This is a genomic window from Micromonospora rubida, from assembly GCF_009908295.1.
Lineage (GTDB): Bacteria > Actinomycetota > Actinomycetes > Mycobacteriales > Micromonosporaceae > Micromonospora > Micromonospora rubida.
On sequence record NZ_JAAALO010000011.1, the window covers coordinates 59,900 to 78,864 of the forward strand.

At 72.3% G+C, this 18,965-nt stretch carries 17 protein-coding genes; 10 read left to right on the top strand and 7 right to left on the bottom strand.

The window, feature by feature from the left end:
- Positions 1-59 precede the first annotated feature (59 nt).
- From GVV04_RS28370 to GVV04_RS28380, 3 genes are all read left to right on the top strand, one after another.
- Positions 60-689: a TetR/AcrR family transcriptional regulator gene (locus tag GVV04_RS28370; RefSeq protein ID WP_161692067.1), complete on the top strand. Its 630-nt coding sequence runs from the start codon at positions 60-62 to the stop codon at positions 687-689.
- 279 nt (positions 690-968) lie between these two features.
- Positions 969-1,400 (top strand): RusA family crossover junction endodeoxyribonuclease, encoded by a 432-nt coding sequence (locus tag GVV04_RS28375; RefSeq protein WP_161692068.1) that lies wholly within the window; start codon positions 969-971, stop codon positions 1,398-1,400.
- A 46-nt stretch (positions 1,401-1,446) separates the two neighbouring features.
- Positions 1,447-1,722 (top strand): hypothetical protein, encoded by a 276-nt coding sequence (locus tag GVV04_RS28380; RefSeq protein ID WP_161692069.1) that lies wholly within the window; start codon positions 1,447-1,449, stop codon positions 1,720-1,722.
- Positions 1,723-1,918: 196 nt separating this feature from the next.
- On the opposite strand, the gene GVV04_RS28385 is transcribed toward GVV04_RS28380, so the two are convergent.
- Positions 1,919-2,617, bottom strand: coding sequence for an HAD family hydrolase (locus GVV04_RS28385; RefSeq protein WP_161692144.1), 699 nt, complete (start codon positions 2,615-2,617; stop codon positions 1,919-1,921).
- Between the two features lie 135 nt (positions 2,618-2,752).
- On the opposite strand from GVV04_RS28385, the gene GVV04_RS28390 reads away from it, so the two are divergent.
- Positions 2,753-2,911 carry a hypothetical protein gene (locus GVV04_RS28390; protein ID WP_161692070.1) on the top strand — a complete coding sequence of 53 codons (159 nt, stop codon included), beginning with the start codon at positions 2,753-2,755 and terminating at the stop codon, positions 2,909-2,911.
- Between the two features lie 61 nt (positions 2,912-2,972).
- Here the strand turns inward: GVV04_RS28390 and GVV04_RS28395 are convergent, their stop codons facing one another.
- Together GVV04_RS28395 and GVV04_RS28400 are read right to left on the bottom strand one after the other, a co-directional pair.
- Positions 2,973-4,058 carry a sensor histidine kinase gene (locus GVV04_RS28395; protein WP_161692071.1) on the bottom strand — a complete coding sequence of 362 codons (1,086 nt, stop codon included), beginning with the start codon at positions 4,056-4,058 and terminating at the stop codon, positions 2,973-2,975.
- Entirely contained in the window at positions 4,058-4,720 is a 663-nt protein-coding gene (locus tag GVV04_RS28400) for a response regulator transcription factor (RefSeq protein ID WP_161692072.1), read from the bottom strand. Before GVV04_RS28400 ends, GVV04_RS28395 begins: the two co-directional genes overlap by 1 nt.
- Before the next feature lie 121 nt (positions 4,721-4,841).
- On the opposite strand from GVV04_RS28400, the gene GVV04_RS28405 reads away from it, so the two are divergent.
- Complete coding sequence (locus GVV04_RS28405) at positions 4,842-5,729, top strand: ABC transporter ATP-binding protein (RefSeq protein ID WP_161692073.1); 888 nt, start codon at positions 4,842-4,844, stop codon at positions 5,727-5,729.
- Positions 5,726-6,715: a transporter gene (locus GVV04_RS28410; RefSeq protein WP_161692074.1), complete on the top strand. Its 990-nt coding sequence runs from the start codon at positions 5,726-5,728 to the stop codon at positions 6,713-6,715. Before GVV04_RS28405 ends, GVV04_RS28410 begins: the two co-directional genes overlap by 4 nt.
- A 58-nt stretch (positions 6,716-6,773) precedes the next feature.
- On the opposite strand, the gene GVV04_RS28415 is transcribed toward GVV04_RS28410, so the two are convergent.
- Positions 6,774-9,548, bottom strand: coding sequence for an MGH1-like glycoside hydrolase domain-containing protein (locus GVV04_RS28415; protein WP_161692075.1), 2,775 nt, complete (start codon positions 9,546-9,548; stop codon positions 6,774-6,776).
- 42 nt (positions 9,549-9,590) lie between these two features.
- Here GVV04_RS28415 and GVV04_RS28420 point away from each other — a divergent pair, with 42 nt between their 5' ends.
- From GVV04_RS28420 to GVV04_RS28430, 3 genes are all read left to right on the top strand, one after another.
- Positions 9,591-11,534, top strand: coding sequence for an amylo-alpha-1,6-glucosidase (locus GVV04_RS28420; RefSeq protein ID WP_161692076.1), 1,944 nt, complete (start codon positions 9,591-9,593; stop codon positions 11,532-11,534).
- 190 nt (positions 11,535-11,724) lie between these two features.
- Positions 11,725-13,473 carry a serine/threonine-protein kinase gene (locus tag GVV04_RS28425; protein ID WP_161692077.1) on the top strand — a complete coding sequence of 583 codons (1,749 nt, stop codon included), beginning with the start codon at positions 11,725-11,727 and terminating at the stop codon, positions 13,471-13,473.
- A 143-nt stretch (positions 13,474-13,616) separates the two neighbouring features.
- A complete protein-coding gene (locus GVV04_RS28430; protein WP_161692078.1) occupies positions 13,617-14,426 on the top strand; it encodes a metal-dependent hydrolase in 810 nt (269 codons plus the stop codon).
- 100 nt (positions 14,427-14,526) lie between these two features.
- On the opposite strand, the gene GVV04_RS28435 is transcribed toward GVV04_RS28430, so the two are convergent.
- Entirely contained in the window at positions 14,527-15,786 is a 1,260-nt protein-coding gene (locus GVV04_RS28435) for a glycosyltransferase (protein ID WP_161692079.1), read from the bottom strand.
- 390 nt (positions 15,787-16,176) lie between these two features.
- On the opposite strand from GVV04_RS28435, the gene GVV04_RS28440 reads away from it, so the two are divergent.
- Positions 16,177-17,100 (top strand): CPBP family intramembrane glutamic endopeptidase, encoded by a 924-nt coding sequence (locus GVV04_RS28440; RefSeq protein WP_161692080.1) that lies wholly within the window; start codon positions 16,177-16,179, stop codon positions 17,098-17,100.
- Between the two features lie 91 nt (positions 17,101-17,191).
- On the opposite strand, the gene GVV04_RS28445 is transcribed toward GVV04_RS28440, so the two are convergent.
- Positions 17,192-18,220 carry a phosphotransferase family protein gene (locus GVV04_RS28445; RefSeq protein ID WP_161692081.1) on the bottom strand — a complete coding sequence of 343 codons (1,029 nt, stop codon included), beginning with the start codon at positions 18,218-18,220 and terminating at the stop codon, positions 17,192-17,194.
- A gap of 132 nt (positions 18,221-18,352) precedes the next feature.
- On the bottom strand, positions 18,353-18,946 hold the full coding sequence (locus GVV04_RS28450; protein ID WP_161692082.1) for a nucleotidyltransferase family protein: 594 nt from the start codon (positions 18,944-18,946) through the stop codon (positions 18,353-18,355).
- Positions 18,947-18,965 lie beyond the last annotated feature (19 nt).

Below are 18,965 nucleotides of genomic sequence, written 5' to 3' on the forward strand. Positions count from 1 at the left end.
TGGAGTTGCGATACCGTCATCGTGTCAGCCCTCTCGCGATATCGCAACTTGGAGTTGCAATGAAGTCTGATCATTCCACCGCCCGGCCGGTCGGACGTGGCGCAAAAGTACGCACCGCAGTCCACGCCGCCACGCTCGCCGAGCTCTTGGACAAGGGCTACGCCGCGTTGAGCGTGGAGAACATCGCCCAGCGCGCCGGCGTCCACAAGACGACGGTGTACCGGCGTTGGAAGGATCGCGAGAGCCTGCTCACGGACGCCCTGGCCGAACACGTGGCGATGGACATCCCCGTTCCCGACACCGGAGCGATCGAGACCGACCTGAGGGCGCTGGCGCGCTCGCTCGTCCAGAAGTTCACCAGTCCGACCGGGCAGGCCATCCTCGCTGCCATGTTCACCGGGGCAGCCCATCTTCCGGAGATCGCCGCAGCCAGGCGTCACGTGTTCGACGACCGGCTCGCGAGAGCCGAGTCGGTCGTGACGCGCGCCATCGAGCGAGGCGAACTCGCCACGGATACTGATCCCGCCGAGCTGTTCAAGACCCTTGCCGCGCCGATCTACCTGCGCCTGCTCATCACCGCCGATCCGGTGGACGAGGCGACCGCCGACCAGGCCGTGCGAGTCACGCTTGCCGCCGCGCGCGCCGGCGCTCTGCGGCCGGCGCATGACGGCGAGTCGGCTACGGGCTGAGGACGCTGATGCCGAGCCTGCGTGTGCCGGTCCCGGTGCGGGGGCGGTGCGCGCCCGGTGGCAGGAGCGATCCGACACGGGCCCGGCGATGCTACCCAGCGTCCGCCGGTTCGACTAGCGTTTCCCCAGCGTTCTCCCAACCCGGCCGCCAGGCGTCGCCGTCGAAGTCGACATGCCTCCGGCCCGGGCCCTGCCTGCCCGATCGGTGGGTAATCGAGCGATCCCCTCGCTGCCGGTCCACCGGTTGGGCAGGATCGTTGACGACGAGGAGGTGCCGTCGTGCAGGACACCCGCGCTCTCGCCCTGACGTTCGAGGTGAGCGGCCTGCCACCGGTGAAGACCGAAGCCCTGTCCATCTTCGCCGCCGGGCACCGGCAGGCGACGAGGGTCCGGGCCCTGCTCCTGGCGGCCTGCTCGGCGGCCCAGCGCACCGGCTGGACCCCGCTGGACGGGGCGGTGGAGGTGGAGGTGACCCTGCGCTGCCCGCCGGGGCACCGCACCTCCGACGCCAGCACCCTGCTCGGCGGGGTCTGCGCGGTGCTGCAGGACAAGAAGCGGGTCGCCACGATCGGCCTGACCCACCTCGGGGTCCTCGCCGACGTCGCGCTCTACACCGACGACCGACAGATCCGCCGGCTGTCGTACCTGGAGGAGCCGGCGGAAAAATTCTCCTACCAGGTACGGGTGGCCGCCGTGCCGGCCATGGTTTGACCGACGCCCGCGGTGGGGTACCGCGACGCCGACGAAGGGAGCGCCGATGTCGGAGCCACATGTCACGCTCGACCCGAGCGGGCTCGACCCCGTGCAGCAGAAGTTGCGGGGCCCGCTGGAGGATCAGCTGACCTCAGCCCTTCAGGCGGCCACCGAGCGGATCCGGGTCAGCTACGCGGGCGAGCCGGTCGAGCAGGTCTGTCAGCGGCTGCTGGACGAGACCCGGTCCGGGCTGCACCCGGACATCGCCGCCGGCTTCCAGCCGGACATGGACGAGTTCTGCCGGGTGGCGGTGGCGATCGTCCGGGGCGAGATCTCCTGACCCACGGTCGCCGGCCCACGCCGACCCACAACCCGGCGGCTCGACCCGCCGGGTCGGCTCGGGTCAGGACCGGGTCCGCAACTCCCCGGCCCTGACCACCAGCCGTCGTCCGGGATGGCAGCGGAATTCGCGGTGCCGGCGCTGCACCCCCGGGGAGCGGGTCCGTCCCGGGGGTTCACGAAGGCCGGACGAGGGCTCAGAAGTGCCGGAGCAGCTCCGGGAAGGCGGCTAGCCGGAGCACCCCGGCGTCCGTCGGGTCGAGGTCGTCGTGCTCCAGCACCCAGGTGTTGTCGTTCGGGATGAACACCGCCCGCATCCCGGCCGCCCGCGCCGGCAGGATGTCGGACCTCGGCGAGTTGCCGATCATCCAGGCCCCGGCCGGGTCGAAGCCGTGCTCCCCGACCAGCCACCGGTAGGTCTCGGCATTCTTCTCCCGGACGATGTGCGCGGCGTGGAAGTGGTGCAGCAGCCCGGACGCGTCCAGCTTGCGCTGCTGCTCATCGCGGTCGCCCTTGGTGAGCAGCAGTAGCCGGTGCCGCCCGGCCAGCGCGTCGAGCGTCTCGGCGACCCCGGGCATCAGCTCGACCCGGTGCGCGACGAGCGCCTCGGCCAGCAGGTCGATCTCCCGGCGCTCGGCGTCGGTGGCGGGGCGCTCGCGCAGCCGCTCCAGGCACTCACCCAGGCTGCGCAGGAAGACCTTGCTGCCGTACCCGTGGGCGACGGCGTTGGCCCGCTCCACGTCGTCGAGCACCTTCCGGATCTCGACCCGGTCGAGCGTGGGGTGGTCCAGCCAGTCGAGGAAGTCGTCGATCACCCGCTCGAACAGCACGTTGTTCTCCCACAACGTGTCGTCGGCGTCGAAGACCATCACCTGCGCGTCCCGGCGCTGCCCCATCGCGTGTCCCATCGTTCGTCCCTCCCACTCGGCCCGGGACACCGTAGTGCCGGCGCGGGAACGGGGCATGCGGATTTACGCCGGGCAGAACGGGTACCGCCAGGGGACGGGCCCGCGACGAGAGGAGCAGCCGCGATGACGGCGACGACGAGCGTCATGCTCAAGGCGTACCCGGCCGAGATCAACCTGGACCGCGACCGGCTGGCACTGACGATCGACGCCCTGACCTCGTGGGCCCAGGCGTGCACCGCCTGCGAGCAGGCGTGCCGGGGCCTGCTCGCCACGATCGGCTGACCGACGCCGCCTGCCACAGATCGGCTGGACCGGTCGGGGCAGACCGGCGGCCGCGGCTCATTCAGCCGGGAAACCCGATCTCGATGTCAAGACCGCCGGTGGCCCGGGCCCGGGCGTCGATGGTCGCCCCGTGCGACTCGGCGATCGCGCGGACAATGGCCAGACCGAGCCCGTGCCCGTGTCCGTCGGGGTGCCTGATCCGGCGGTTGCCGACCTGCCGGAACGGCTGGAACAGCGCGTCGACCTCGCCGGGCGGCACCACCGGGCCGGAGTTGCTGACCCGGATGGCGCCCCCGGTCGCGGTGGTCTTCGTGCTGATCTCAACCCACCCGCCCGGCGCGTTGTGCCGCACGGCGTTGTCGACCAGGTTGACAACCAGGCGCTCGATCAGGTCGGGGTCGCCGGTCGCCGGTGCCCGACCGAGGGCGGTGTGCATCCGGATGCCCCGCCGGCCGGCGTCCTGATGGCGGGCGGCGACCACCTCGGCGGCGGTGTCGGCGACGTCGAGCTGGGTGTGCGGTTGGAGGCCCTGTTCGCCGTGCGCCAGGGTGAGCAGCGCCTCGATGAGCCGTTCCTGTTGGTCGTTGAGCGCGAGGACCTCGTGGCACGCCGACCGCAGCGTCTCGGCGGGAGCGTCCGGGTCGGCGAGTGCCACCTGGAGCACCGTCCGCTCGGCGGTGAGCGGGGTACGCAGTTCGTGCGAGGCGTTGGCGACGAAGTGCCGCTGCGACTCGAACGCGGCCTGCAACCGCTGGAACAGGTCATCGAGCGTCTCGGCCAGGTCGGTGAACTCGTCGTGCAGACCGGTCCGGCCGAGCCGGCGGTGCAGGTCGCTGGCGGAGATCTCCCGGGCGGTGGCGGTGATGGTGCGCAGCGGGCGCAGGAACCGGCCGGCGACGAACCAGCCGAGCAGCAGGGAGACCACCACCATGCCGGCGATGGCCCACGCCGAGGTGGTGAATTGCCGGTCCAGGTGACCGCCGTCGCCGGGGACGCCGACGGGATCCGCGACCGGCCCCACCGGGGAAGCCTGCTTGTTGCCCAGCAGCGGGATCGCGAGCAGCACGACGCCGGAGATCAGGAAGGGCACGGCGTAGAGCAGCGTGAGCTGGACATGCAGGCTCCGCCGGGGAAGCCGGACGTGCATCACGGTTCGCCGACCCGGTAGCCGCCCTCGCGAACGGTGTGGACGATCGGAGGGTCGCCCAGCTTGGTCCGTAGCCGGCGGATGGTGGTCTTCACCGCCGTGGTGAACGGGTCCGCCGCCTCGTCCCAGACCCGTTCGAGCAGATCCTCCGCCGACACGAGCCGGCCGTGCGCGGCGAGCAGGCATTCCAGGACGGCGAACTCCTTCGGGCTGAGGTCCAACCGGCGTCCTTCGCGGGTCGCAACCCGGCGGCCGGGGTCGAGCGTGAGCTCCCCGTACTCCAGGATCGGTGGCACGGCTATGCCCGGCCGCCGGCCGAGCGCCCGCACCCGCGCGACCAGCTCGGCGAAGTCGAAGGGCTTGGCGAGGTAGTCGTCGGCGCCGAGGCCCAGGCCGTCGACCCGCTGTTTCACCGACGAGGCCGCGGTCAGCATCAGCACCCGGGTCGCCGAGTGCTCGTCCACGATCCGCCGGCACACCTCGTCGCCAGGCACGCCCGGCAGGTCGCGGTCGAGCACCACCACGTCGTAGCGGGTCACGGCCAGGTGATCGAGGGCCGCGTCGCCGTCGAGGACCACGTCGACCGCCATGCCCTCACGGCGTAACCCGACACCCACCGTACGGGCCAGCACCTCGAAATCCTCGACCACGAGCACGCGCATGATCCCCACCATGCCACCGCGCGGGTGTCAGAACGGTGTCATTCGGCGGCACCGTCATGACACCGGCGTCCGCGTAGAACTGAAACCTGCAAACCGCGTCAGCAGGACGGAAGGGTCACGGATGGAAATCGTTCTCGAAACCGACCAGCTCGGCAAGAGGTACGGCAGAGCCTGGGCGCTGCGGGACTGCTCGCTGCGCCTTCCGGCCGGGAGGGTGGCCGCGCTGGTCGGCCCCAACGGAGCGGGCAAGAGCACCCTGTTGCACCTGGCGGTCGGTCTGCTGCGGCCGGACGCCGGCGCCGTGCGGGTCTTCGGCCGCACGCCGTACGACGACATCGCCGTCCTGTCCGAGGTCGGCTTCGTGGCCCAGGACACGCCGCTGTACCGGGACTTCACGGCGGACGAGCTGTTCACCATGGGCACCAAGCTGAACCGGCGCTTCGACACGGCGCTGGCGCACCGCCGGCTGGCGCAGATCGGCATCCCGCGCGACAAGCCGGTCGGCAAGCTGTCCGGCGGTCAGCGGGCCCAGGTCGCCCTCGCCCTGGCGATGGCCAAGCGCCCACGGCTGCTGCTGCTCGACGAGCCGGTCGCCAGCATCGACCCGCTGGCCCGGCGCGAGTTCCTCCAGGCGCTGATGGGCGTCGTCGCCGAGACGGGCACCACGGTGCTGCTGTCCTCGCACATCCTGGCGGACCTCGAACGCACCTGCGACCACCTCATCGTGCTGCACGCCTCGCAGGTGAGGCTCGTCGGCGACGTCAGCGCCCTGCTCACCGAGCACCGGCGGCTGGTCGGCCCCCGGGACGGCGGCTCGCCGCCCGCCGGGGTCGCGCAGGTCGTGCGGGCCGAGCACACCGATCGGCAGTCCACGCTGCTGGTCCGCACGAACGCTCCGCTGCGAGATCCGGCATGGAAGGCGTACGACGTGACTCTGGAAGACCTCATCCTCGCCTACCTCGGCGACGGCGGCTCCCGGCCGCACGCCGCGTGGGAGGTGGCGGCATGATCTGGCTCGCCTGGCGGCAGCACCGCAAGCAAGCACTGTTCACCGCGATCGGCCTCGCGCTCCTCGCCGTGTTGATGGTCCCCACCGGTCTGGCCATGCGGCACACCTTCGCCGACCTGGGCCTGGACGACTGTGTCGGAGCGCTGGGTACCGCCTCGGTGATCCCGGCTGACGCCGACGCCTGCGGCAGGGCATCCATCCAGTTCAACGGTCAGTACAGCGTGCTGACCATGATCGGTGTGCTCTTCCTCGTCCTGCCGCTGCTGGTCGGGCTGTTCTGGGGTGCGCCGCTGGTCGCCCGCGAGATCGAGCAGGGCACCCACCGTATGGTCTGGACCCAGGGCGTCAGCCGGGGACGCTGGGCACTGGTCAAGTTCGGGGTCGCCGGCACCGTCGCGCTCGTCGCCTCGGTGGTCTACGGACTGGGCGTCTCGTGGTGGCTGACCCCGATGAGCCAGGCCGGGCAGCACGGCCGCTTCAACATTTTCTTCTTCGACATGCAGGGCACGGCCCCGATCGGCTACACGATCTTCGCAGTCACGCTCGGCATCTTCGCCGGCACCATCTGGCCCAAGGTGCTGCCGGCGATGTCCGCCACGCTCGTCGGGTTCCTCGGGCTGCGCATCGCGCTGACGACGCTCGCCCGGCCGCACTACCTGCCCGCCCGCGTCCTGACCTTCCCGGTCAAGGACGCCGCCGAGCAGACCAACCCGGCCGCCGGCGACTGGATCCTGTCCTACGGCATCCGCGACGCCTCCGGCAAGATGGTCACGGCCAACGCGCAGATTGCCTGCGCGCCCGACGCCACCGGACCGGGAGCCGCGTGCGGCGCCGACCTCGGCATCACCTCGGGCGCCTACAACTGGCAGCTCTACCAGCCCGGAACCCGGTTCTGGCTGTTCCAGGCCATCGAGACCGGCATCTTCGTCGCCGTCGCCGCCCTGCTGCTCCTCCTCGCCGTCCGCCGCATCCGCCGCGTCGCGTGACCGCGACGCCGTCGGTGCAGTCGGTCATGCCACCGCCTCCGCCCGACCATGGGCCGGGTCAGCGGCGCAGGGTGAGGATCAGGTCGGCGACCAGGGCCGTCCAGCCGGTCTGGTGCCACGCGCCGAGGCCCGCCCCGTTGTCGCCGTGGAAGTACTCGGGGAAGCAGATGAGGTCCCGCCAGTCCGGGTGGGTCTGGAAGAGCTGGGCGGCCCCGTAGATCGGCCGGCGGCCCCAGTCGTCCCGGGTGAACAGCGAGATCAGCCGGGCGGAGAGGTCGTCGGCGATCTCGTCGAGGGTGTGCTTCACCCCCGACCTGGTCGGGTACTCCACCTGAAGGTCGTCGCCGAAGAACGCGGCGTAGTCGCGCAGCGCGCTGATCAGCAGGAAGTTGGTCGGCATCCAGATCGGGCCGCGCCAGTTGGAGTTGCCGCCGAACAGGCCGCTGGTCGACTCGGCCGGCTCGTAGCCGACGCTGAACTCCTGCCCGCCGAGGGTGACGGTGAACGGCTTGTCCAGGTGCGCGCGGCTGAGCGTACGCAGGCCGTACTCGGAGAGGAACTCGTCGGTGTCCAGCATCCGGGCCAACAGCCGGACCACCTGCTCCGGGCCGACCATGGACAGCAGCCGCTGCTGGCTGCCGTCCGGGCCGATCCGGCGGGCGCCGATCACGTCGGCGTACTCGGGGCGGTTGGTGAGGAACCAGCGCAGCCGGGCACCCAGCTCGGGCAGCCGGCGCAGGGTCCGCGCGGTGAGCCGGGTGGTCGCCGCCAGCGGCAGCAACCCGACCACCGAGCGGACCTTCAGCGGCACCTGGCTGCCGTCGGCCAGCCGCAGCACGTCGTAGAAGAAGGCGTCCTCGTCGTCCCACAGCCCCTGCTCGTACGCGGCGGCGGCGATGTAGGCGAAGTGTTCGAAGAACTTGGTGGCGGTGTCGGCCCAGGTCGGATCGTGTTCGGTCAGGATGATGGCGATGTCGAGCAGGTTGAGCGCGTACATGCCCATCCAGCCGGTGCCGTCGGACTGCTCCAGCGTCCCGGCCACCGGCAGCGCCGCCGAACGGTCGAACGGGCCGACGTTGTCCAGCCCGAGGAAGCCGCCCTCGAAGACGTTGTTGCCGCCGGTGTCCTTGCGGTTGACCCACCAGGTGAAGTTGAGCAGCAGCTTGTGCATCACCCGGGCGAGGAACTCGTGGTCGCGGGAGCCGTCGATCTCGAACACCTTCAGTGCCGCCCAGGCGTGCACCGGCGGGTTGACGTCGCCGAACGCCCACTCGTACGCGGGGATCTGTCCGTTGGGGTGCAGGTACCACTCCCGCAGCAGGAGCAGGAGCTGCGACTTGGCGAAGCCCGGGTCGACCCGGGCGATGCTCACGCAGTGGAACGCCAGGTCCCAGGCCGCGTACCAGGGGTATTCCCAGGGGTCCGGCATGGAGATCACGTCGAAGCTGGTCATGTGCCACCAGTGGCTGTTGCGGCCGTGCCGGCGGCCGGCCGGCGGGGGCGCCGAGCCGGGGTCGCCGGCCAGCCACCGCTTGACGTCGAAGTGGTAGAACTGCTTGCCCCACATCAGCCCGGCGATGGCCTGCCGGGCGACCAGCGCCTCGTCCTCGGTCGCGGCGGCCGGGATGACGCCGTCGAAGAACCGGTTCGCCTCGGCCCGCCGGGCCCACACCACCGCGTCGAAGCCGTCGCCCAGGTCGGCCCGGGGCGGCGGCGTCCCGCCGGGCGGACCGGCGGTGCGGGTCAGCCGCAGCCGGATCTGCCGGCGCCCGCCGGCGGGCACGTCGAGCACGTAGTGCAGCGCGCCCTTGGTCCCCACCCGGTCCGGGTTGACCGTCGCCGCGCCGTCGACCACGTGGTCGTTGATCCCGTCCTTCGGGTACGGCGAGCGGCCGGGCAGCCCCCAGAGCCGCTCGGCGTTGGTGTCGTTGTCGCACAGCAGCGGGACGGGGTCGCCGTCGCCCTCCAGCAGGATCTGGCCGAGCACCCAGTGCTCGCCGACCAGCCGAGCCCCGCCGCCCGAGCCGGAGCCGTGGCCGGAGCCGGAACCCGAGTCCGAGCCCGAGCCCGAGCCCGAGCCCGAGCCGACGATCCGGGGCACCCGGTCGCCGCCGGGTAGCCCCCACGCCCAGGTGTTGCGGAACCACAGCGACGGCAGCACGTGCAGCCGCTCGTCGGTGTCCCCCCGGTTGGCCACGGTCACCACGACGCACATGTCGCTCGGGGACGCCTTGGCGTAGTCGACGGTCACCGCCCAGTACCGGTCGTCGTCGAAGACGCCGGTGTCGACCAGCTCGTACTCGGTGTCGTCGCGACCGCGCAGGGCGTTGACGGCGACCAGTTCGTCGTACGGGAAGGAGGCCTGGGGGTAGTGGTAGCGCCAGCGCATCCAGGAGTGGGTCGGCGTCGAATCCAGATACCACCAATAGTCTTTTGCATCTTCGCCGTGGTTGCCGCCGTCCCCGCCCAGGCCGAACATCCGCTCCTTGAGGATCGGGTCCCGGCCGTTCCACAGGGCGAGGGCGAAGCAGAACGTCTGCCGGTCGTCGCAGACGCCCGCCATGCCGTCCTCGTTCCACCGGTAGGCTCTGGACCGCGCGTGGTCGTGGGGAAAGTAGTCCCACGCCGTGCCGTGCTCGCTGTAGTCCTCCCGTACCGTCCCCCACGCCCGCTCGGACAGATAGGGACCCCATGCGCGCCAGTCCTGCTCCCCCGAGTCGGCCTGGGCGAGCCGGAGCCGCTCGGCGTCGGGTGCGGACGCGGGACCAGTGGGCACGTCGATGATCACGTGCCTATCTTCGACGCCGCCGGGGTACTTCACCACAGCGGCCATTCTCGTCGTGGCGTGTTACACCTCGCCGCTGCTGGAGGAAAGTTGATCGACATTCATTTCGGCCCCCAGGTGTGCGGGGAGCTGACCGGCGGGGCCACCAGGGAATGGCTGGTCCCGGACGGCCTGGGCGGATACGCGATGGGCACCGTGAGCGGGCTGCGCACCCGCCGCTACCACGGGCTGCTGGTGGTCCCCGGCCAGACACCGGCGTCCCGCCGGATGGGACTGGTCAGCCTGGACCCGGCGGTCGTCCTCCCCTCCGGGGCGCGGCTGCGCCTCGGCGCGCACGAGTGGTCCTCCGGCGACGTCGACCCGCGCGGCTTCGAGCTGCTGGAACGCTTCGACCTGGCCGACGGCCTGCCGCGCTGGCGGTGGCGCATCGGCGACGTGGTGATCGAGCGCGAGCTGGCCATGGCGTACGGGCGCTCGTGCGTGGCCGTGGTGCACCGGCTGGTCGCCGGCGGGCCGGTCCGGCTGGAGCTGTCGGCGGCCTGCACCTGGCGGGACGCGCACGGCGAGCGGCACGCGGACGGCCCGACGCCCCGGGTCGAGCCGGTGGACGGCGGCGCGGTGGTGGAGGGCGCGTTCCGGCTCGCCGGGCCGGGCTGGGCCCCGGAGGGCCAGTGGTGGGTCGGGGTGCACCACCGCGAGGAGGAGGCGCGGGGCCTGCACCCCGACGAGGACGTGTGGCACGCCGGGCGGTTCTCCGGCGCCCTGGAACGCCCCGGCGACACGGTGTCGGTGCTGGCCTGGGCCGGCGACCTGGCCGCCGAGCCGCCCCCGGCGGAGGAGATCGTCGCGGCGGCCCGGCGGCGCAACCGGCGGGTGGTGGCGCAGGCCGCGCCGGCCGACGCGGTCGAGGCCACCCTCGCGTTGGCCGCCGACGCGTTCGTGGTGCGCACCGCCGCCGGCCCCGACGTGGTCGCCGGCTACCCGTGGTTCGGCGCCTGGTCGCGGGACACGATGACCTCCTACGAGGGGCTCTTCCTGAGCACCAACCGGGCCGACGAGGGGCGGGAGCTGCTGCGGTCGTACGCGGCGACGCTGTCGGAGGGGATGCTCGCCAACACCGCCGACACCGGGCGGGTGGAGTACAACACGGTCGACGCGACGCTGTGGTTCCTGCACGCGGTGAGCCGGCACGTCACCGTCAGCGGGGACACCGACCTCGGCGACGAGCTGCTGCCCGCGCTGCGCGGGATCGTCGACGCGCACCTGGCCGGCACCCGGTACGGCATCGCCGTCGACCCGGCCGACGGGCTGATCACCCAGGGCGGCACCCCGGGCACGGCGCTGACCTGGATGGATGCCCGGGTACACGGGGTGCCGGTCACCCCGCGCACCGGCAAGCCGGTGGAGGTCAACGCGCTGTGGGTCAACGGCCTCGCGGGGCTGGCCGAGCTGACCGAGCTGGCCGGCTCCGACGCCGCCGAGCTGTGGCGGCTGCACGCCCGGGCCACCGCGTCGTTCGCCGCCCGGTTCCCCTCGCCGGTCGGCTGGCTGCACGACGTGGTGGACGCGCCCGCGCCCGCGTACCCACTGGGTGGGGCGCCGTTCCACGACGACGACCTGCTGCGGCCGAACCAGCTGCTGGCCTGGTCGCTGCCGTACGCGCCGCTGGAGCCGGACGAGTCGACCCTGCGCCGGGTGGCCGCCGGGCTGCTCACCCCGCTCGGTCCGCGCAGCCTCTCCCCCGGCTGCCCCGGCTACGTCGGCCGGCACCGGGGCGGCCCGGCCGAGCGGGACGGCGGCTACCACCAGGGCACGGTGTGGCCGTGGCTGCTCGGGCCGTACGTGGACGCCGCCCGGCGGGCGAAGATGGACGTCGACGGGTTGTTCACGGGCGTCGACGCGCACCTGACCGAGTACGGGCTGGGTTCGGTCAGCGAGACCGCCGACGGGGCGGCCCCGCACGGCGCGACCGGCTGCCCGTTCCAGGCGTGGTCGGTGGCCGAGGTGCTGCGCGCCCGGCGGGTCCGTCGGTAGCGCTCCGCATCCCGGCAACGGTGACGTCTCCGCGGTCGGCCGCCGGCGCACCCGGATCGCCATCCCGAGGGGGAACCCGCTGACGAAACCGGCCCATCCGGCCCGCTGACTGCTTTCCCCGACCTGTCGTCCGATAGGTCCACGCCGATCCGCTGGCTATGGTGTACGTCGACCAGCGGTGAGGAGAACGGTGCAGCAGGTAGTGATCGCCGGCCGATACCGCCTGCTCGACCTCGTGGGTCGCGGCGGGATGGGCCGGGTGTGGCGGGCGAGCGACGAGGTACTGCACCGCGACGTCGCGGTCAAGCAGGTCGTCCCGCCGGCCTGGTTGTCCGACGACGAGCGCGACGAGCTACGCCTGCGCACCCTGCGGGAGGGCCGGACGGCGGCCCGGCTCAACCATCCCAACGTGGTCCGGGTGTACGACGTGGTGCCGGTGGGCGACGACCCGTGGTTGATCATGGAGTACGTCCCGTCCCGGTCGTTGCAGAACGTGCTGGACACGTCCGGGCCGGTGTCGCCCCGGCAGGCCGCGGCGATCGGGCTGGCGCTGCTCGCCGCGCTGCGCGCCGCACACCGCGCCGGGGTGCTGCACCGCGACGTGAAGCCGGCCAACGTGCTGATCGCCCACGACGGGCGGGTGATGCTCACCGACTTCGGGCTGGCCGTGTTCGACGGCGGGGACGGGGTGATGACCCGGCCGGGGCTGGTGCTCGGCTCGCCCCAGTTCGTCGCACCGGAGCGGGCCGCCGAGGGGCGTTCCAGCGTGGAGGCGGACCTGTGGTCGCTCGGGGCGACCCTGCACGCGTCCGTCGAGGGCCGGTCCCCGTACGCCCGCAGCACCGCGATGGCGACGCTGAGCGCCCTGGCCACCCGGCCGCCCGATCCGGCGCCGCACGCCGGCCCGCTGCGCCCGGTCCTGGCCGGCCTGCTGCGCCGCGACCCACGCGACCGCACCGACCACGACGAGACGCAGCGTCGGCTGGCCTCGGCCACCACCGTGAACGGGGAGCCGTGCCCCCTGGCCCTCGCCGCGCCGGCCACGGTGATGCCACCCGACGTCCCCGACCCGGGTGCCGCCCCACGGCCGTCCAGCCCGGCCAGCCCTGGCCGCCCGGCCGGAACCAGCCCGGCCGGAACCGGCACGGGTAGAACCGGCACGGGTAGAACCGGCACGGGTAGAACCGGCACGGGTGGACGGCGCTGGCCGCTGGCCGTGGCGGCCGGGGCGTTCGCCGTGCTCGCCGCGATATCCACCGCGATCGCGCTCGGTCAACGCGAGCCCGACCGGGGCTCGGCACCGGGGACCGAGGCCGGGCGGCCGGGAGCCGAACCGGACCGGACCGGAGCCGAGCCCGGAGCAGGACTGCCCGGGGCGGGACTGCCCGGGGCGGGGCTGCCCGGAGGGCGCGTACCGCCGCCGCCCTTCCCCTGCCTGCGGCCCTACCCCGCCGGCGAGCCCGCCCCCACCGTCTCCCCCGCCCGGGGCGAGCGGCTCCGGCTGCCGTCCGGCTGGCACTGGTACGCCGACCCGACCGGGTTCCGGCTCGCCGTGCCGCCGGGCTGGCGGCACTACCGGGTGGGAGGCGCGGTCTGCTTCCAGGACCCGACGGCCCGGCGGGTGCTGACCGTCGCACCGACCAGCGATCCCGACGCCGCCCCACTGGCCCAGCTACGGGTGAACGAGCGGCGCGCGCTGGACGCCGACGCCCTGCGCGGGTACGCGATGATCCGGCTCGAGACGGTGGCCGGCCGGGGATCGGAGTGGGAGGCCGCCTGGGACGCCCCGTACGGGGGCCGGCTGCACGCGGTGCAGCTGATCCCGCGCGACGCCCAGGCGTGGTCGCTCGCCTGGAGCGCCCCCGACGTGGACTGGCCGATCGGCGCGACCGAACGGGACACGGTACGGGTCAGCTTCCGGCCCGGCGACCCGGGCTGAGATACGGTGCCCAACGACCCGGCACGCGCTGACCGTCACCCGACAATGTCCCCTGTGGACCGCCCGGGTTGTTGCCCCCGGGCGGCTGCTCTGCCAGAGTGGCGTAGTTTGTGGATCAAGATCCCTGGGGAGGGCGAGGCGTCATGATGGGACCGTCCCACGCGTTGTCGGGCGCGGCGGTGTGGCTGACCGGCTCCTGGGCGCTCGACCAGTTCGCCGACTACCACCAGTCGCCGCTGGCGCTGGCGGTCGGCACCGCGGTCTGCGCCGGCGGGGCGCTCTTCCCCGACCTCGACCTGTCCGGCAAGGTGACCCGCAACCAGGGCGGCGCCACGGTGGCCCGCACCTTCGGGGTGGTCAGCCTCTTCGTCGCCGAGGTGACGGAGAAGATCTCGCTCGGCGTCTACTACGCCACCAAGCTGAGCAAGGACCCGCGCCGCAACAACGGCCACCGCACGCTGACCCACACCATCCCGTTCACCGTGCTGGTCGGCTGGGGCACCACCGCGCTGTGCGCCTCGTACGGCAAGTGGGCCGTGGTCGGCATCCTGTTCTTCATGTTCGGGCTGGCCCTGCGCGGGCTGTTCGACCGGTGGGCGGAGCGCGCGGGCTGGGTCATCGTGACCCTGACCTCGGCCGCCGCCGCCTGGTTCACCTTCGTCAACCTGCCCGGCGACCGGGGGTACCCGCTGATCGGGCTGGCCGTCGGGGTGGGCTGCTTCGTGCACATCCTCGGCGACATGATCACCCGCGCCGGAGTGCCGATCCTCTGGCCGATCCCGATCAAGCGCCGGATGTGGACGATGATCGGTCTGCCGAACAGCATCGCCCTGCGCACCGGCAGCAAGGCCGAGGTCATCGTGCTGCGCGGCGTGCTGACCGCGGTCGCCGTGCTGGCCACCGTGGGCCTGGTCGCCCCCTCCGTGCTGCGGAAGTTCAACATCGAGATCTGACCGCACCCCGGTCAGCGCCGCCAGACCGGCCGCCCCACCTGAGCGGCGGGTCGGCCGAGGACGGCGCCGCCGGCCGGCACCGTCCTCGGTCGAAGGGGCGTCAGCCTCCGACGCCCGACGCGGGCTCGGCGGCCTCCAGCAGCGGCCCGCGCACGGACCTGCCGATGCGGTGGGCCTCGGCCAGGATGTGGGTGCGCCAGCGTCGCCACAGCGGGGTGAGCCGGGAGGTGACCAGGACGACGTCGACGGCGTCGTCGGACAGGACGGTGCGGATGCCGATGGCGTGGTGGGTCGGGTGCGCCGGGTCGGCGGGCAACTGTTGGAGCAGCGTCTCGTCGTAGTCGAACAGTTCGGCGGGCGGGAACCCGGCCGGCAGCACGCCGCCGCAGCCGAACACGGCGACCCGGGCGCCCGGCGGCAGGGTGTCGCGCAGGTGGGCCAGCTCCGCCGTCACGTCCAGGCCACGGACCCGGTTGGCCCCCCGGCGGATGGTGGGCAGTTCCAGCCTGACGTGCCAGTCGCGGGTGTCCTCAAGCTGGGGCAGGTGCTTGGAGTACCAGGCCCACAGCAGTTCTGTCAGGGGCTCGGGATGCTTGTGCAGGAACGTGAGCATGTTGCTGCGGTTGTCGCTGAGGTCCGGCTCCGACGGGCGTGAGTGCGGCGTGTCCACCGCCCAGCCCTCGCGGCTGACCTCGAACGCCAGGCCGTGCCGGTACAGGCGGAAGCCCAGCTCCGTGTCCTCGGCGCCCCAGGAACGGAAGATCTCGTCGAAGCCGCCCACGGCCCAGAACTCCTCGGCCGGCACGGAACAGTTGCACGTCCAGAACAGTTGCCAGGGCAGCGCCGTGCGGGCGAGGTAGAAGCGGGCGGTCGCGAAGAGGGAGTGCCGGGAGTCCTGGAACTCCGGGTCGGCGCCGTGGTCGCGTACGACCTCCTCGGGGGTGTGTGTCTGGAGGATCCCCTCCAGACCGGGGGTCGGGTGGTCGGGGCGGAAGCCGTAGGTGTAGCCGATCACCGCCCGCGCCGGTCCGGGCTCCCGGTGTGCGGCCAGGTGCCCGGCGACGAAGTCGGGGCCGGGCAGGATTCCGCTGTCCACGAAGGCCAGGATCTCGCCACGGGCGAGGCGGGCGCCCGCGTTGCGGGCGGCGGCGGCCCGGAAGCCCAGGTCCTCCTGGAAGTGGTACCGCAGGCGGAGCCGGTCGGTGAAGTCCTCCACCGTCTGGCGGGTGTCGTCGGTCGACCCGTCGTCAGCGACGATGACCTCGAAGGCGTCCGACGATATCCGCTGGTCAGCCAGGGCCGTCAGCGTACCGCGCAACAGACGGGAGCGGTTGTAGGTGGGAATGATGACGGAGAGCATTGGCACTACGGCGCCAGAGGGCATTGCGGCGACTCCGTGAGGTCGGGGCGTAACAACGTAGCCGTCGACGAATGACGAAAACATCATCTATGAGGGTTGTTCGTCTTCTCCTGGCGACCAGAACTGGAGAGACCCCGCCGGGCGGGCATCCGCTGTGCGGTCCACGTGGAGGTGACAGCGACCGCAGCCCTCAACCCTGGGGCCGGCACGGCCAGTCGCCACGCGGGACGCGGTGTTGGGCGACCGAACTCAACGGGGCTGCGACCAGCACGGTGGCCGCGTCGATCCGTCCCGCCCCGCCGCGAGCCGCACGCCTGTCTGCAGGAATCGGGTAGGCCTAGCCATACCCGCGTTACGCCTACTAATGCCAGTGACCGCCACGCGAAGCACATGATCTTGTGGATCTTGCATTTCGGCAGGCAGGAGAAAGGTGCAGTCGTGACGAGGAAAACGAAAGGCGTGCTGGCTTTCCTGGCCATTTCCTTCGGGGCGTCCTGGGTCTGGTTGATCGGCGCTCGATTGGGCCTGGGGCTCTCACTGGTCAACCCGCTTGTTCAGCTTCCCTTTGGTTTCGCCCCGGCTGTCGCCGCCATAGTTGTACGCCGTTGGGTGACAAGGGAGGGGTTCCACGACGCAGGGCTTGCGCTCCGTTTACGAAGGGGATGGTCCTCCTATCTGATCGCTTGGCTCGCTCCACTGGCCTTGGTCGGGGCAACCGTCGGGCTGGCGGCGACGCTCGGTTTGTGGAGTCCGGACGCATCAAGCCTGGACGACGCCGTTCCTGGCCTTCCGGGGTGGGCGTTCGTTCTCCTGCTGATGGCCGCCATTCCGCTGCTCACGCCCCTCTACTGGGGTGAGGAGTTCGGCTGGACCAGCTACCTGAGGCTTCGCATCTTCGTGGACCGCCCACTTCTGTCGGTTACCGCGACGGGGCTCATCTGGGCAGTGTGGCACTATCCCCTCGCCTTCTTCGGTTACCTCGAGTTCACCAACATCTTCCTTGGCCTACTGGTGTGGACGGTGGGCTTCCTGTTGCAAGAGGTCATCCTTGCCTGGCTCAGGTCGCGCAGCGACAGTGTCTGGCCGCCGAGCTTGGCCCACGCTGGCAACAACATGGTCCTGTCTCTTCTCACGGGCGCACTGCTGACCGAGGGCGGGGGCCTCGACGAAATCACCGTCATGCTCCTGGTGGCGGTGCCGATGGCGGCCGTGTGCGCCTGGATTCTTCTCGGCAGGCGACTCACCGCCCCGAGATCCGTCAGCGGCACAGTGACGACGGAGAGCGGAGAGCGGCCAGAACTCGCCAGGAGGTAGCGGAGCCGGTGCAGATGGCCGGGACCAGATCCTGCCAAGTCCATTCATCCGTCCTGTCCGCGCCGACGCCTGACGGGGGCGGCCGGCGCGTTCAGCGGAGCTGCTCGTCCGCCCAGCGGGCGAGCAGCTCCAGCACCGGCCGGCGGCCGGCGAACATCTCGGCCTCGCCGCGCAGGTCGTAGGTCTGCGCGGTGCCGCCGCCGGCTCGGCCGAGCATCAGCGGGGCCAGCCAGAAGTACTTCGCCACCCCGGTGAGTCGCACCGCGCGGGCGACCTCGGCCCGGTCGAGGGCGCCGCGCAGGCCGTCGGCGTACCGGTCGACGACCGTGGCCGCCACCTCGTCGAGCAGGGCGACGTCGACCAGACCGTCGAGGAAGGTGTCCAGCACCAGATTGGCGGCGTCCTCACCGACCGCCCCGGGGCCGACGAACGACCAGTCCAGCAGCACCGGGCCGGCGTCGCCGAACACCAGGTTCATCGGCCAGCAGTCGTGGTGGCACAGGGTGCGCGGCAGCCCGTCGGCGGCGGCCAACAGCGCGTGCCGGTGTTCCCAGAGCCGGCGCAGTGCGGCGCGCAGCGGCGCGGGCCACGCGGCCACGGCGACCGGGTGGTCCCACGGCACCGGCTCGACGACCGGCCGGGTCAGGGTGTAGTCGCGCAGCCAGTCCCGGGCCAGCCAGTCGTAATCGGGCGGCCGGCCGAGCCAGGCGGCGTGCCCGGCACCGAGCCGGGCCGCGACGTCGCCGAGGTCGGCGACCGTGCCGGCGGTGCCGGGCCGCCCGGCGACGTCGGCCAGCCAGAGCGCCACGCCGCCGTCCGGGCGCTCGTCGACCGCCAGCGTCTCGGGCGCGGCCAGCCCGGCGCCGGCGTACGCCCGGACGGCCAGACCGTCCCGGTACGCCTCGACCTCGCGCCGCCAGTAGTTCCAGTGCCCGGGGTCGGCGCTGCCGGCCCAGTGCGCCGGGCCCTCGCGGCCCGGCGAGGTGATCAGCTTCAGTACGGCCGGGCGGCCGTGGCGGCGGGTCCGCCAGATGCCGCCGGTCACCGCGTTGAACGGGTTGTGGGTCAACTCCTCGGCCAACTCGCCGTGGGGCACCAGGTCGATCGGGGGACGCGACACCGCCCGACCCTACGTCCACCCACCGTCCGACAACCCGCGCCCACCGTGCGTTGATCAAGAGGTCTGCGCCAGGATTCGGGCCGCCGGATGACGCGAACCTCTTGATCACCGGGGCAGGGGCGGGGGCGGGGTTTAGGCGCCTACGCGTTGGGGTGGGACGGTCAGGCCGTACAGGGCCATCAGTTCGGGGGTGTCGACGCGGCTGCCGTCGGCCACCGAGTCGCAGGCGATGTCCACGATCTGGTCCTTGTGCGCCAGCAGGTAGGGCCGGGCGCCGACGTCGGCGCTGGCCAGGGTGGCGATGCCGGCCCAGTGCCGGCGGCCGAAGAGCATCGGGTACCCGCGCAGCCCGCTGTAGGTGGCGCAGGCCAGCACGTCGGGGTACGGCAGCGCGGCCACCCGCCGCACCGCCGCAGGGGTGAGCCCCGGCATGTCGACCGGCACGACCACCACCGCCTCGACCGCCTCGTCGGTCAGCGCGGCCAGGCCCGCTCGGATCGACGAGCCGACCCCGGTCCCCCACGCGCGGTTGACCACCACCGTGGCCCGGGTCAGGTCGGCGGTCTGCCGGACCTGGTCCGCCGCCGCGCCCAGCACCACCACGAGCTGCTCGCAGCCAGCCTTGGTCATCGTTTCGATCATCCGGTCCACCAGGGGTTGCCCACCCTGGTGGAGCAATGCCTCCGGGCCGCCGAGGCGGCGTCCCCCGCCCGCCGCGATGATCATTCCTGCGATTCGCACACCG